15 protein-coding genes, 1 tRNA gene and 1 other RNA gene are annotated in these 14226 nt (G+C 68.7%); 7 read left to right on the top strand and 10 right to left on the bottom strand.

Annotation, left to right across the window (positions count from 1 at the left end):
* Window positions 1-31 precede the first annotated feature (31 nt).
* Entirely contained in the window at window positions 32-814 is a 783-nt protein-coding gene (locus tag A3CE_RS0129740; protein ID WP_020643747.1) for an IclR family transcriptional regulator, read from the top strand.
* Window positions 815-934: 120 nt separating this feature from the next.
* Here A3CE_RS0129740 and A3CE_RS0129735 read toward each other — a convergent pair whose 3' ends face one another.
* A complete protein-coding gene (locus A3CE_RS0129735) occupies window positions 935-1144 on the bottom strand; it encodes a hypothetical protein (protein ID WP_020643746.1) in 210 nt (69 codons plus the stop codon).
* A 514-nt stretch (window positions 1145-1658) separates the two neighbouring features.
* Window positions 1659-2026: a transfer-messenger RNA gene (gene ssrA / locus A3CE_RS54045) on the bottom strand.
* A 158-nt stretch (window positions 2027-2184) separates the two neighbouring features.
* Between ssrA and A3CE_RS0129730 the strand changes: the two genes are divergently transcribed.
* The 5 genes from A3CE_RS0129730 (at window position 2185) to A3CE_RS0129710 (ending at window position 6424) form a co-directional block, all read left to right on the top strand.
* On the top strand, window positions 2185-2859 hold the full coding sequence (locus tag A3CE_RS0129730; protein ID WP_020643745.1) for a sensor domain-containing protein: 675 nt from the start codon (window positions 2185-2187) through the stop codon (window positions 2857-2859).
* The gene (locus A3CE_RS0129725; protein ID WP_020643744.1) at window positions 2856-3986 is read left to right on the top strand and encodes a sensor histidine kinase; all 1131 of its coding nucleotides are present in this window, start codon (window positions 2856-2858) and stop codon (window positions 3984-3986) included. Before A3CE_RS0129730 ends, A3CE_RS0129725 begins: the two co-directional genes overlap by 4 nt.
* A 39-nt stretch (window positions 3987-4025) precedes the next feature.
* Window positions 4026-4667, top strand: coding sequence for a response regulator transcription factor (locus tag A3CE_RS0129720; RefSeq protein WP_020643743.1), 642 nt, complete (start codon window positions 4026-4028; stop codon window positions 4665-4667).
* 115 nt (window positions 4668-4782) lie between these two features.
* The gene (locus tag A3CE_RS0129715; RefSeq protein ID WP_020643742.1) at window positions 4783-5007 is read left to right on the top strand and encodes a hypothetical protein; all 225 of its coding nucleotides are present in this window, start codon (window positions 4783-4785) and stop codon (window positions 5005-5007) included.
* 94 nt (window positions 5008-5101) lie between these two features.
* Window positions 5102-6424, top strand: coding sequence for an acyltransferase family protein (locus A3CE_RS0129710; RefSeq protein WP_020643741.1), 1323 nt, complete (start codon window positions 5102-5104; stop codon window positions 6422-6424).
* Window positions 6425-6503: 79 nt separating this feature from the next.
* On the opposite strand, the gene A3CE_RS0129705 is transcribed toward A3CE_RS0129710, so the two are convergent.
* From A3CE_RS0129705 to A3CE_RS0129670, 8 genes are all read right to left on the bottom strand, one after another.
* Window positions 6504-7403, bottom strand: a complete 900-nt coding sequence (locus A3CE_RS0129705; protein ID WP_020643740.1) for an amidohydrolase family protein — start codon at window positions 7401-7403, stop codon at window positions 6504-6506.
* Window positions 7400-7882: an SsrA-binding protein SmpB gene (gene smpB / locus A3CE_RS0129700; RefSeq protein ID WP_013223156.1), complete on the bottom strand. Its 483-nt coding sequence runs from the start codon at window positions 7880-7882 to the stop codon at window positions 7400-7402. The genes A3CE_RS0129705 and smpB overlap by 4 nt, the downstream gene beginning before the upstream one ends.
* A gap of 60 nt (window positions 7883-7942) precedes the next feature.
* On the bottom strand, window positions 7943-8836 hold the full coding sequence (gene ftsX / locus A3CE_RS0129695) for a permease-like cell division protein FtsX (RefSeq protein WP_020643739.1): 894 nt from the start codon (window positions 8834-8836) through the stop codon (window positions 7943-7945).
* A 60-nt stretch (window positions 8837-8896) separates the two neighbouring features.
* Window positions 8897-9586 (bottom strand): cell division ATP-binding protein FtsE, encoded by a 690-nt coding sequence (gene ftsE / locus A3CE_RS0129690; RefSeq protein WP_020643738.1) that lies wholly within the window; start codon window positions 9584-9586, stop codon window positions 8897-8899.
* A gap of 112 nt (window positions 9587-9698) precedes the next feature.
* A complete protein-coding gene (gene prfB / locus A3CE_RS0129685) occupies window positions 9699-10796 on the bottom strand; it encodes a peptide chain release factor 2 (RefSeq protein ID WP_020643737.1) in 1098 nt (365 codons plus the stop codon).
* Between the two features lie 63 nt (window positions 10797-10859).
* Window positions 10860-11360 (bottom strand): PadR family transcriptional regulator, encoded by a 501-nt coding sequence (locus tag A3CE_RS0129680; protein ID WP_020643736.1) that lies wholly within the window; start codon window positions 11358-11360, stop codon window positions 10860-10862.
* Window positions 11361-11770: 410 nt separating this feature from the next.
* Window positions 11771-11847, bottom strand: a tRNA-Met gene (locus A3CE_RS0129675).
* Window positions 11848-11891: 44 nt separating this feature from the next.
* Window positions 11892-12503, bottom strand: coding sequence for a TetR/AcrR family transcriptional regulator C-terminal domain-containing protein (locus tag A3CE_RS0129670; protein ID WP_020643735.1), 612 nt, complete (start codon window positions 12501-12503; stop codon window positions 11892-11894).
* Window positions 12504-12598: 95 nt separating this feature from the next.
* On the opposite strand from A3CE_RS0129670, the gene A3CE_RS0129665 reads away from it, so the two are divergent.
* Window positions 12599-14020 carry an FAD-dependent monooxygenase gene (locus tag A3CE_RS0129665; RefSeq protein WP_020643734.1) on the top strand — a complete coding sequence of 474 codons (1422 nt, stop codon included), beginning with the start codon at window positions 12599-12601 and terminating at the stop codon, window positions 14018-14020.
* Window positions 14021-14226: the final 206 nt, after the last annotated feature.

Raw genomic sequence — 14226 nt, 5'->3', positions numbered from 1 at the left:
CGCTGGCCCCAAGCAGGGGGCGGAGGTGCGTGTGGGCGAGAGCAGTGAGGTTCCGGCGCTGCGCCGCGGGCTGGCCGTGCTGAGCCTGCTGGCGACCCGGCCCGGGCCGGTGACGGCGGCGGCGATCGCCCGGGAGGCGGGTCTCCCCCGGTCGACCACGTATCACCTGCTCAACGAGCTGGAGGCCGCCGGTTTCGTCGTGCACCTGCCCGCGGAACGCCGCTACGGCCTGGGCATCGCGGCGTTCGAGCTGGGCTCGGCGTACCTGCGGCACGACCCGCTCGAGCGGCTGGCCGGCCCGTTGCTCCGCAAGCTCGTCGACCGGGCCGGGCACACCGCGCACCTGGGCGTCCTGCACGGCAACGAGTCGCTGTACCTGATCAAAGAACGTCCGGCGCGCCCGGAGACGCTGGTGACCGAGGTCGGCGTCCGCCTGCCGGCGCAGCTGACGGCGTCCGGCCGCGCGATCCTGCGGCACCTGCCACCGCCGCACGTCCGGGCACTGTTCCCGTCGGCGTCGGCGTTCGTGCTCCGCACCGGCCGTGGTCCCGGCACCCTGGCCGAGCTGCGCCGCACGCTCACCGCGGAGCGCCGTCTCGGCTGGTCGGTCGAAGACGGCCACGTCACGGACGGCTTCGCGTCGGTGGCCTGCCCGGTGTTCGACCACGGCGCCCGCCCGCTGGCGGCGATCAGCGTGACCTTGCGCCACCACTGCGCGGCGGAGCCGTGCGAAGAAACGTGGCCGGAGCTGGCGGCGGAGGTCGCGGCGACGGCCGCCGAGCTGACCACCCGCATCGGCGGCCACCCGGGCTGACCGAGCCCGCTGACGGTCCCGTCAGGACAGTGCTCGATCACGGGCCTGTCGACATCGACAGGAACAGCGAGCTACCCGGCGACGGGGAAGGTGGTCCACGTAAGGGACCTGGTCTGACGCTCAGACGAGCCGCTGCCGCCGGCCGACATCGAGCCCGAGCATGGCAAGCAGCTCAGCGCAGTCCCGGACATCGGAGGAGTGTCCGGCAACGGTGAGAAGAGCCCGATCGTTCTGTTCGGCAAGCCGCTCGGCCTCCTCAGCCCGGATAACCCCCATACGGCTGTCTTCGTCATTGGCGGTGGAGCTGCCATGCTGCCGGGCCCAGGTCATCTGGCACCTACTTCCGACTCCACCGGTGCGGAGCCATGGTCGGAACTCCAGCATGACACTAACAAGAATTTCACTCACAAGTGACCCCCAGCACCAACCCTAGGTAGCAACTCAACCGCGGCCAGCCACCACATCCCAAAACCAACAACCAAAAGGAGGACGGCCCTGACCTGGGCTACGCGGACCGGTCCGCCTGGGCGGCGCTGTGCGCGGCCTGAGCCGGCTGGACGGGCCTGAGCCTGTCCGGTCGCCGGCGTGCGTGGCAGCCGCCGCCGTGGTGTCCTCAATGACTCATTCAGGTCTTCGGAGGTCTTGAATGAGTCATTCAGGACCTCCGGCGAGCCGACCCGCGAACCCGGCGTGACTTTGCCGGAACCCTGGGGGTCCGGGGCGAGGCCCCGGGAGGGGGTCGAGGGGGCGAAGCCCGCCTGGCGGGGGTCTGGGGGTTCGACCCCCGGAAGAACACCCGAGAACGAAGAGAAGGCCCAGCCCCGAAGGGGCGTGGGCCTTCTCGAAGTGGAGGTGCCGGGAATTGAACCCGGGTCCTCTGGCGTATCAACAGGACTTCTCCGTGCGCAGTCCGCTACGTCTCTACTCGGCTCCCTCAATCACGCGAACAAGCTGAGGTGACGAGCCCAGCCACTGTTTGCTTCACGACTGTTCCCCGTGGCCGGGACAGTCGCTGAGCCTCCTAGCTGATGCCGGTACCCGGGCCGGAGGCGAACCCGGGCCGACAGAGTCGCACTCGCTCAGGCGGCGAGGGCGAACTCGCGCTGACTGGAGTCGGCGCTTATTTGGTTGCGATGACGCTTACGGTGGTCTCTCGCCTGCACCGGCACGCTTCTCCTGAATCAACGTCCAAAGTCGAAACCGTTCACCCCCTTGGTGGGATCACAACCTGTCCATCATAACGCCCCCCGCTACCGGGTTAGTCCCGGCGGGTAGGGCCAGCCCTACCGGGAGGATGCCCGCGCGCACCATGTCGGCTGCCCCGGCGAACGGCGATCCTTGGACCATCGTGGGATGAAGGGAGTCCGGTCGTGGTGAGTGAGAGGCGGGATCCGCCGTTCGGCGGTTCGCTGGTGTTCTTGCTGATGAACCTGCCGCTGGGGGTGTCGGCGTTCGCGTTGCTGACGTCGTTCACGGCGACCGGGCTGGGGACCGCGGTGGTGTGGGTGGGCGTGGGCCTGCTCGCGCTCGTCGTCCTCGCGGTGCGGGGGGCCGCGAGGATGGAGCGCGCGCGGGTCTACGCGCTGCTGGACCGGTATGTCGATCTGCCTTATCTGCCGCTGCCTGCGGGCAAGCAGAGCCGGCGGTGGAAGGCGCGGCTGAAGGACCCCTCGACGTGGCGGGACCTGGCCTACTTCTTCCTCCTCTTCCCGCTGGGCATTGTCGAGTTCGTGCTGGTCACGACGTTCTGGGCGACGAGCTTGGCGCTGGCGACGCTGCCGATCTCCTACCGGTGGCTGCCGGGCGGCGCGTACTACTTCCCGTCGGACGACCTGCGGTGGCTGACCGTGGACTCGGCGGTGGAAGCGCTACCGTGGGCGGCGCTGGGGGTGTTGTTCATCGCGTTGTCGGTGGCGCTGACGAAGGCGCTGGCGGGGATGCACGCCCGGGTGGCGAACGCGCTGCTGGGGCCGACCGTGGCGCAGCGCCGCCGGATGGAGCGCTGGTGGGAAGACGTCGAAGAGCAGAACCTGGTGGCGGGATGAGCGAGGCACAGCGGCTGGAGCATCCGCGGCCGCACCCGGCTCGCACGATCGCGTACATGATCGCGAGCTTCGTCTTCCGGCTCCTGCAGTTCGTGCTGATCGTCGTGGGGATCGCCGTGGGGGTCTCGACGGCGGTGGTGTGGGTCGGGTTCCCGATCCTGCTGGCGACGACGAGTTTCGTCCGCTGGTCGGGTGACCGGGAGCGCGCGTGGCTGGGCGTGATGCTGCGGGTTCCGTTGCCGCCGGTGGAGCGGCGTCCGTACGACGGCCTGCCGCTGCTGCGGCGGTGGCTGGTGCGGTTGAGCGACACGACGACGTGGCGGGACCTGGCGTACCTGATGGTGGCGTTCCCGCTGGCGTGCGTGGAGTTCGGGATCGCGATCGCGTCGATCGTGCTGCTGCCGATGGCGATCTGGGTAACGCCGTGGCTGGGCTGGCTGCACGGCGAACTGGGCCTCGCGCTGCTGGGTCCGAACCGCACGAAACGGCTTGAGCAGAAGGCCGACCGGCTGCAGGCTTCGCGGGCGCGGGGCGTCGACGCGGCGGAGGCGGAGCGACGCCGCATCGAGCGTGACCTCCACGACGGCGCTCAGCAGCGGCTGGTGGCGGTCGCGATGAGCCTGGGGCGGGCGAAGTCGAAGTTCGACCAGGACCCGGAGGCGGTGCGGGAGCTGATCGACGAGGCGCATTCGGACGCGAAGCTGGCGGTGTCGGAGCTGCGGGACCTCGCGCGCGGGATCTACCCGGCCGTGCTCGGCGACCGCGGGCTGGACGCGGCCCTGTCGGCGCAGGCGGCGAAGTCGCCGATCCCGGTGGACGTCTCGGTGGACGTCGACCCGCGGCCGCCGGCGGCGGTGGAGACGACGGCGTACTTCATCGTCGGCGAGACGCTGACGAACATCGCGAAGCACTCCGGAGCGTCCGAAGCGATCGTGAAGGTGTGGCGGACCGACGACCAGGTCGTCGTCGAGATCACCGACAACGGCCACGGCGGCGCCGAGGTGCGGCCCGGCGGCGGGCTGGCCGGCCTGGCCGACCGCGCGGCGACGATCGACGGCGTGATCACCGTGGTCAGCCCGGTGGGCGGACCGACCGTAATCCGGGCTGACCTCCCCTGCCAGTGGTGAATAGGCTGGACCCCGTTCATCCACGAGCTTGGGGGCCGGATGCGGGTAGTCATCGCCGAGGACGCCGTGCTGCTGCGGGCCGGGGTGACCCGCCTGCTCGCCGACGAGGGCATCGAGACGGCCGCGGCCGTCGACAACGGGGACGACCTGCTCGGCGCGGTGCTGGAACATCGCCCTGACCTGGCGATCGTCGACGTCCGGATGCCTCCGACGTTCACCGACGAGGGTCTGCGCGCGGCGCTGGCGGCGCGCAAGGAGATCCCGGGGCTGCCGGTGCTGGTGCTTTCGCAGTACGTCGAGGAGTCGTACGCGGTGGAGCTGCTCTCGGGCGGTGCCGGCGGGGTCGGCTACCTGCTGAAGGAACGCGTGGCCGACGTCGCGGACTTCCTCGACGCGGTCCGCCGGGTGGCGGGCGGCGGCACGGCGATCGACCCGGACGTCATCGCCCAGCTGATGGCCCGCGGCCGCCGCAACCCCCTGGATGCCTTGACGGCCCGCGAGTCGGAAGTGCTGGGCCTGATGGCGCAGGGCCTGTCGAACACGGCGATCGCGAACTCGCTGGTGGTCTCCCACGGCGCGGTCGAGAAGCACATCGGCAACATCTTCTCGAAGCTCGGCCTGGAAGCGAGCGCCGAGGAACACCGCCGCGTCCGCGCGGTCCTCACCTACCTCGGCCGCTGAGCGAACTCTCAGTGACCGAAGTACCCGTAGAGTGGACAAAGGGTCACCCGTTCCGCGGGCGGCACCCTCCTGATCGCTCACTTACCATGAGCGAACCCGCCGGAGAGGAGAGCAGATGTCCGACGAATCTCGGTGCGTCCGCTTCTTCGGCGGACCGCTCGACGGCCGCGTCCAGGAGCTCGGCGACGCCGAACCGGTGCCCGGCACCGTCATCCGGCACATCCACCTGCACGGCGGCCCGAAGATCGAGACGCGCTACGAGCTCGGCCTCACCGAGACCGGCTGGGAGTACCGCGTCGCGGCGGCGCAGCACGAACCGGAGCCGGACGGCCTGAGGTAGGGAGAACCCCCGTGTCCGCCGGGGGTGGACAGGACCCCCAAGACGCCGGTCAGCACCGCTGTTTTCCCTGGTCGAGACGACCAGGCTGAACGGCATGCAGACAAGCCAGGGGGTCGCGAGCGGCGGCCGGGACAGGTTTCTCGACGTCGTCCGGGCGGGGGCCATCCTCGCCGTCATCGCCCAGCACTGGATCATGCCGGTGCTGTCCTATTCCGACGGTCACCTCGCGACCGGCAACGCCCTCGCGACGCCCGGCTGGTGGGTCGTGACCTGGTTGTCGCAGGTCATGCCCTTGGTCTTCTTCGCCGGGGGTGCGGCGAACCTGATCTCGTTCCGCCGCGCGGACTCCACGCGAACCTGGCTCTCCGGCCGCATCCGGCGCCTGATGGTGCCGGTGCTGCCGCTGGTGGCCGTCTGGCTGGTCATGCCGGACTTCCTCCGCGGCCTGGGCGTGCCGCCCCAGCCGGTGCAGGTCGCGAGCGCGATCGCCGCGCAGCTGCTGTGGTTCCTCGCGGTGTACGTCCTGGTCGTGCTGCTCACCCCGGTCATGGTCACCGCGCACCGGCGCTGGGGCCTGAAGGTGCCGCTCGTCATGGCGGTCGCGGGGGTGCTCGTCGACTTCGCCCGCTTCAACGACTTCGGTTACGTCGGCTACCTCAACGCCGTGTTCGTCTGGGTCGCGGTGCACCAGCTGGGCTTCCACTACGTCGAAGGCCGCCTCGGCGCGCTGACCCGCCGCGGCGCGCTGACGCTGTCGGCGGCCGGCTTCGGCACCACGGCGCTGCTGGTCGCGTTCGGGCCGTACCCCGCCAGCATGATCGGCATGCCGGGCGCGCCGGTGTCGAACATGAGCCCGCCGACCGTGCTGCTGGCCTTCCTCGCCGTCGGCCAGATCGGCCTGCTGCTCGCCTTCCGCCCGCAGCTCAACGCGCTCGCGGCGCGTCCCGGCGTCGGCGACGCCCTCGGCTGGCTCGGCGCGCGGTTCATGAGCGTCTACCTCTGGCACATGCCGGCGCTGGTCGTCGTCGCGGGCGTGACGGTGTACGGCCTCGGCTACGAGACCCCGGCGCCGGGCACGGTGTTCTGGCTGGTCATGGCGCCCGCGTGGTTCGCGGTGTGCGGGCTGGTGCTGCTCGGCCTGCTGCGGCTGTTCGCGCGGTTCGAGACGCGGCGCGACGCGAGCGAAGTGACGGCGAGCGTGCCGCAGCTGGTGGTGGCCGGGCTGATGATCTCCGGCGGCCTGCTCGGCCTGGCGGCCCACGGGTTCGCCCCGCTCTCGGACGGCCCGCTGCCGTGGGTGGTCCTCGCGACGGCCGGGTTCCTCCTGGCGGGCAAGCAGATCCCGGCGACCGTCCTGGGCACCCGCTTCCTGGGCCGCGCCGTGGCCGTCTCCGAACGCGCCCAGGGCGTCCGCTGACCCTCCACCCAAGTCCGTGAATGGCACATTGAGGGACTTGAAGTCCCTCAATGTGCCATTCACGGCTTTGCCAGGAAGGTCAGGCGTCGAGCAGGCGCAGCGGGGTGTCGTGCAGGACCGCCCGCAGGAACGGCTCCCCCAGGCGATCGTCGGCGGCCGCCCAGCCGGCGATCGCCTGCAGCTGCGTCGCGTACGAGTACGGGATGTTCGGGAAGTCCGTGCCGAGCACCACGCGGTCGGCGAACGCGGCCAGCCGCGCGGTCCAGTCCGGCGGCAGCGGCGACACGGCCTCGGCGAACGGCACCCCGACCATCGTGGTGTCCAGGTGCACCCGCGGGTACTTCGCCATCAGGTCGAACGCCGTCCCGAACTCGGGCATCGCCGCGTGCGCGAGCACCGCCGTCAGCTTCGGGTACCGGGAAAGCACCTCTTCGAACACCGGCAACCCGGTGAAGTCACCCCGCAACGGTCCGTGTCCACAGTGGACGACGACGGGGACGCCGGCGTCGGCCAGCGCGCCCCACACCGGCTTCAGCAGCTCGTCACGCGGGTCGTACGCGCCCACCTGCACGTGCGCCTTGAAGACCCGGGCACCGGCACGCAATGCACCGTCCACAGCGGACCCGGCACCGGATTCCGGATAGAACGTCCCGGTCGGCACCGCATCCGGAACCCGCGACGCGAATTCGAGCGCCCAGGAAGTCAGCCACTCCGCCATCCCCGGCTTGTGCGGGTAGACCAGCGGCGCGAACCGCCGGACGCCCAGCGAGCGCAGGGTCTCCAGCCGGTCCTCTTCGGACGTGCGGTAGTGCACCGGCCACGCCGTGCCGTAGTGCGCCGAGGCGCGGTCGAAGTAGGCCCAGACCTTGTCCATCACCGGCTTCGGCAGGAAGTGGACGTGCAGGTCGACCAGGCCCGGCAGGCCCAGCGACGCCGTCCAGCGCGCGACGTCCGAGTCGGAGGCCGGGCCGGGCGTCACTCCGTGAACCGGCCCTTCAGCGCGCGGCCCATGGCCTTCCTGATGTCCCGGTCCGCGTCGCGCTTGGCCAGCGTCTGCCGCTTGTCGTAGGCCTTCTTGCCCTGAGCCAGGGCGATCTCGACCTTGACCTTGCCGTCCTTGAAGTACATCGACAGCGGCACCAGGGAGAGCCCGCTCTCCTTGGTCTTGCCGATGAGCTTCTCGATCTCCCGCCGGTGCAGCAGCAGCTTCCGGGTGCGCCGCGGCATGTGGTTGGTCCACGTGCCCTGCGTGTACTCCGGGATGTGCACGTTGCGCAGCCACACTTCGCCGTCGTCGACCGTCGCGAACGCGTCCGCCAGTGACGCCTTGCCCTCGCGCAGGCTCTTCACCTCGGTGCCGACGAGCACGAGACCGCACTCGTAGGTGTCGAGGATGGAGTAATCGTGTCGCGCCTTGCGGTTCGACACGATCACCTTCTGGCCACGTTCCTTGGGCATACGACCACTCTACGTGATTTCGGGGACTACCAGCAGCCAGTTTTGAATAGGCACAGCAACCTAGTGCCGGACGTACAGGCGCAGCGTGACGTACCCGGTGATGGCGGAGATCACCACGGACACCCCGAGCAGGATCGGCGCGACCGGGAACAGCAGTTCCAGCGTGGTGATCTTCGGGAAGACGTCACCGGTGAACACCGCGTCGAGGAAGCTCACCTTGGTCAGGACCAGCATGATGATCCCCAGGATCGCACCGACCGCGCCGGCGACCACCGCCTCCAGGAGGAACGGCAGCTGCGTGTACCACCGTGTCGCGCCGACCAGCCGCATGATGCCGACCTCGGTGCGGCGGGTGAACGCGGAGACCTGGATCGTGTTGGCGATCAGCAGCAGCGCGGCGATGGCCATGATGAGCGCGGCGCCGAAGGCCATGTTGCGGACGCCGTTGAAGGCGTTGAACACGCGGTCGAGGAACTTCTTCTGGTCGTCGACCTTCCGCACGCCCGGCTTGCCCGCGTACTGCTGCACGATCGATTCACTGCGGTCCGGGTCCTTCAGCTTCACGTGCAGCGACGCGGGCAGCGACTCGGGACCGGTGAGCGCGATCAGCTCCGGCTGGCTCTCGAAGATCTTCTTGAACCGGGCGAAGGCCTGGTCGCGGTTCTCGAACACGACCGACTCGACGCCGTTGTTGCTCTGCAGGTCCGAGCGCAGCGACTGGCACAGCGCCTGGGTGCAGCTCTTGTCGGTCGCGCTGATGTCGTCGGTGAGGTAGACCGAAACCTCGACGTCGGCGAGGAAGTTGGCCTTCATCTTGTCGATCGTCCGCACGGCGAGGAGGCCGCCGCCGAGCATGGCGAGCGACACGGCCGTGGTCAGCATCATCGCGATGGTCATCGTGACGTTCCGGCGCAGGCCGGTGACTACCTCACTGAAGACGAAACTGGCGCGCATGTCGGGTGCAGGTCCTTGGGGTCGGGGTCGTTGAAGGGCTGCGTCGCTACGGGAACGCGGTCAGCGACCGATGCCGTAGACGCCGCGGGCGTCGTCGCGGATCACCCGGCCGAGCTGCAGCTCGACGACTCGGCGCCGCATGGAGTCCACGATGGAGTGGTCGTGGGTCGCCATCAGGACGGTCGTGCCGGTGCGGTTGATCCGCTCCAGCAGCAGCATGATGTCCTGGCTGGTGTCGGGGTCCAGGTTCCCCGTCGGTTCGTCGGCGAGCAGCACCAGCGGGCGGTTCACGAACGCGCGCGCGATGGCGACGCGCTGCTGCTCACCGCCGGAGAGCTCGTTGGGCAGCCGGTCGGCCTTGCCGTCGAGGCCGACGAGCTCCAGCACCTCGGGGACGACCTTCTTGATGGTCGGCGCGGGCTTGCCGATGACCTCGAGCGCGAACGCGACGTTCTCCGCGACGGTCTTGTTCGCCAGCAGGCGGAAGTCCTGGAACACGCAGCCGATGGTCTGCCGCAGGCGGGGGACCCGGCGGCGGGCCAGCTTGGCGACGTCGAAGTTGGACACCACCACGCGGCCCTTGCTCGGCGTCTCTTCGCGCAGCAGGAGCCGGAGGAAGGTCGACTTCCCCGATCCCGAGGGACCGATGAGGAAGACGAACTCACCCTTGTCGATGTTGACGGACACCCGCTCGAGCGCGGGCCGCGTCGAGGTCTTGTAGACCTTGGAAACCTCTTCGAGCCGGATCACGATTCGGCATACTACCCACCGGGCTCGTGAAGCCCCGGTTGCCCGGTGCACCCGGGTGGAGCAGCGGGTGTTTGCGCACGGTGAGCGGTCGCACAAACACCCACTGCACCGATCAGCCGGTTTGGATACGCCAGCGGATGCCGGCGTCGAGGAAACCGTCGATTTCGCCGTCGAGCACCGCCGACGGGTTGCCGACCTCGAAGTCGGTCCGCAAGTCCTTGACCATCTGGTACGGGTGCAGCACGTAGGAGCGCATCTGGTTGCCCCAGCTGGAGCCGCTGTCCTTGAGCGCGTCCATCTCGGCACGCTCCTCTTCCTTCTTCCGCAGCATCAGCCGGGCCTGGAGGACCTTCAGGGCGGCGGCCTTGTTCTGCAGCTGCGACTTCTCGTTCTGGCAGGAAACGACGATGCCGGTCGGCAGGTGGGTGATGCGCACCGCGGAGTCGGTCGTGTTGACGCTCTGGCCACCGGGGCCCGACGAGCGGTAGACATCGACCCGGATGTCCTTCTCCGCGATGTCGACGTGGTCGACCTCTTCGACCTCGGGCAGCACCTCGACGTGCGCGAACGACGTCTGGCGGCGGCTCTGGTTGTCGAACGGCGAGATCCGGACGAGCCGGTGGGTGCCCTGCTCGACCGAGAGGGTTCCGTAGACGTAGGGGGCGGTCACCTTGAACGTCGCCGACTTGATGCCCGCCTCTTCGGCGTAGGAGATGTCGTAGACGTCGGTCGGGTAGCCGTGGCGCTCCGCCCAGCGCAGGTACATGCGGAGCAGCATCTCGGCGAAGTCGGCCGCGTCGACGCCACCGGCCTCGGAGCGGATGGTGACGACGGCGTTGCGGTTGTCGTACTCGCCCGAGAGCAGGGTGCGGACCTCGAGGCCGTCGATGTCCTTGCCGAGGTCGGCGAGCTCGGCCTCGGCCTCGGCCATGCTGCCGGAGTCACCCTCGGCCTCGGCGAGCTCGTAGAGCACGCCCAGGTCGTCGAGCCGCTGACGCAGCTCGCTGATCCGGCGCAGCTCGCTCTGCCGGTGGGACAGCTGGCTGGTGACCTTCTGGGCCGCCTCCGGGTCGTCCCAGAGGTTCGGGCTCGAAGCCTGCTGTTCCAGGTCGGCCACCTGGGCACGCAGCGCATCCAGGTCCATCACCGACTCGATCTGCGTCAGCTTGCCGGTCAGGTCCCTCAGTGCCGCGTCGAACTCATCACTCACGTTTGTCAAGGTTACGGCAAAACCCACGACCGGTTGCGAGGACCGGTCGTGGGCGCGCGAACCTCAGGCCGCGGGGATGGCGTCGAGCAGCTTCAGCGCGGCCTTGGCCTGCGCCTGGGCGAACTCGGCGACGGCCTTCTCGTACGGCCCATCGGCCGCCTTGGTGGCCGCCCTCGCGTCGTCGAGCTGCTGGCTGTAGCTGGTCCGGGCCGACTCCAGCAGCGACTGGCGCTGCTTGGCAGTCAGCGACCCCGCGTGCACGAGCCGCAGGATGAGCGGGCTGCGCAGGTGGTCGGGGCCGGCCTCGGACGTCAGCCAGGCCTTGAAGGCCTTCTTGCCGGCGGCGGTGATCAGGTACTGCTGGCTGGAGCGCGGGCCCTGCTTGCCGAGCCGGACGAGGCCTTCCTTGGACAGCGCCGGGAGCTCCCGGTACACCTGGCTGCGGGTGACGCTGAAGAAGGCGCCGAAACGCTCACCCGCCCCCGCGACGAGCTGCCCGCCGGTGGCGGGACCGTCGTGGAGCAGACCGAGCAGGGCGGCGGCTGTTGCATTCAATTCGGACACGTCCTCTACATTCCCACTTATCGGCCGCTGTGTCCACAGTGGTCAGCGTATCTGTCCATTGTGGCTAGTGAGATCCCCTCGTTCGGCCCAATGCGACCGGGTCCACTGTGGACCCGGACACGCTGTGCAACCACCAGGGCCACGCTTTGGTCCGAAAAGCCGCACCCTCACCGCCACGGCAACCTCCAGGCAGGTGAGTTCGGCAGGCGGCTTTCCCCGGCTTGGCGCACACCGAACACGCACCGCAACCACACGCAAACAACGGCCGAATCACGGGATTCGTAGAAAATGGCGACCGGCACGGGGGATACCAAGGGATGAAGGGCACTTGGCGGGGGTTTGGGAGTTCGACCCCCATTGCAATGCGAAAGAGGCCGAGTTCGCATATTATGCGAACTCGGCCTCTGCCGTGGTAGCGGGGACAGGATTTGAACCTGCGACCTCTGGGTTATGAGCCCAGCGAGCTACCGAGCTGCTCCACCCCGCGCCGTTGTGGTACTTGAGAAAGATTACACGGTGCTTCCACGGGGTTTACACCGGGGGTCCCCAACCCGGCTGACCAGGCGTTTCGAGCCAGCTGCGGGCTCCACTGAGGACCATCGACAGCCCGTCGTCGAACCGCGCTTCGGCGTCACCCAGCACCGCTTCGCCCGCCGTCTCGCGGTACCGCTCGTCGAACTCGCCCGGCATCGGACGGACAGCCTGCTCCTCGATCACGTAACCGATGACGAAACAGTAGACGGTGAACGTCGCGCGGCTCGCGCGCCGCTCGTCCAGCCCGGACTCGATGCTCCGGCGCAGCGGGTGCTCGCCGATCAGGCTCAGGTCGGCGAGATAGGTCCCGGAGAAGACCTTCCCGCCGTCGCGGTAGGCCAGCATCATGCTGCGCAGCGCGCGGGCGCCGTGCGCGACGGCTTCCCACTCCCCCAGCGACTCCGGCGCCGCCCGCTGCGCCGCGGAATCGCGGTACATCTGCGTCGCCATCTGGTCGAGCAGCTCCTGCTTGTTCTTCACGTGCCAGTAGAGCGCCGGCGCCTTGACGCCGAGGTCGGCGGCGATCAGCCGGAGCGTAAGGCCGTTCAGCCCGACTTCGTTGAGCAGCTTCAGCCCGGATCGCGCGATGTTCTGCCTGGTCAGCGCCATTTCTGCCGATCTCCTCAGGGTTCCGGGATTGACAATTTAACGATGTTAAGGGCATCCTCGGGACAGGTCAATTTAACGTTGTTAAGGAGCTGGGGATGGACGAGCTGACCGCGGAGGTGGTCGTCGCCGGGGCGGGGCCGACGGGGCTGATGCTGGCGAACGAGCTGGCACTGGCCGGAGTGGACGTTCAGGTGCTCGAGCGGATGCACGAGCGGACGGGGTTGTCGAAGGCGCTGAACCTGCAGCCACGCACGGCGGAAATCCTGGATCTGCGAGGTCTGCTGGGCCGGGCGGAGGACCGCTCGTTCGCGACTGTCGCGGACGGACACTTCGCGGTGATCCCGGTGAGCTACACGGGCTGGGACACCCGCCACCCGTACCAGCTGGGTATCCCGCAGGCGGAGGTCGAGGCGGCACTGGAGGAGCGGCTGGCGGAGCAAGGTGTCCGGGTGAGACACGGCCACGAGCTGACGAGCTTCTCCCAGGACCCCACAGGAGTCACGATCACAGCGGGCGACGTCCGTATCAGAGCGGCCTACCTGGTGGGCTGCGACGGAGGCCGCAGCGCGGTGCGCAAGGCGTTGCGCCTGCCGTTCGAAGGAATCGAAGGCCGGGGCCACGGCGTATCAGCGGACGTGCTGTTCGATTCACCCCCACAAGGCGCACCCACGGAGTGGCGCTCGATGGGCAACATGGTGACGTCCCAGAGCCCGGGCAAGTTCGTGGGCGTGATCCCCCTGGGAGAGCCGAACCTGTACCGAGTGAGCTTCGGCGACCGCCTGCACCGCCCCCAAAACCTCAGGGCAGAGGTCACGGAGGAGGAAGTCCGCGCAGCGGTCGAAGAGCGCTTCGGCCCGGAAGCGAAGATCGCAAAGATCCGCTGGGCATCCCGTTTCTCGGACGACAGCCGCCTGGCAGCCAAGTACCGAGTAGACCGAGTCTTCTTGGCGGGCGATGCGGCCCACATCCACTTCCCGGCCGGAGGCCAGGGCCTGAACCTGGGCATCCAGGACGCAATGAACCTGGGCTGGAAACTGGCAGCAGAACTGAGAAACCAAGCCCCGCCAGCCCTCCTGGACACCTACGAGTCAGAGCGCCGCGAAGTGGCAAAGCAGGTCCTGGACAACATAGCGGCCCAAAACGCCCTGGTCCCCCTAACCCCGGACCAGCTGGCCCTACGAGCCCTCTTCCGCGACCTGACAGCGCTTCCAGAAGTCCAGCACCACTTATCAGGAATGATCTCCGGCCTGAACATCAAGTACTCGGCTCCCGCAGGAGCGCACCCTGCGCAGGGATCGCGCTTACCGGACTTCGCACTGGGAGACGGCCACGCAAGCGACGTATTCCACAAAGGAAAGTTCGTCCTACTGACAAAAGAGCCAACCCCACCCCCACACGCAGAGGTAGTAGTAGCCGAAGTCCCAGAACTCCCCTGGCCAGACCTGACGAAGATCCTGGTCCGCCCAGACGGCTACGTAGCATCAACAACAGGCTCGACCAAGGGCTGGCTCGTCTGAGGACGCGACGGGAACCCACCACCCCGAAGCCGGATTGTGACTACGGCCGGTAGCACCGCGTCAAGGCGGGAAAGCGTGCCTTGACCCGGCACTACCGGCCGTGTTCTGGCTTCGTATCGGGGTTGCGGGGAGGGTCTGGGTGGGGTGCCGGTTGCGCTTCAGCGTGCGGCCCGCCCTCACCAACGCAACCACCCGCAGGGGGTCCA

Source organism: Amycolatopsis balhimycina FH 1894 (assembly GCF_000384295.1).
Taxonomy (GTDB): Bacteria; Actinomycetota; Actinomycetes; order Mycobacteriales; family Pseudonocardiaceae; genus Amycolatopsis; species Amycolatopsis balhimycina.
This window is presented reverse-complemented; position numbering and strand designations above follow the sequence as displayed.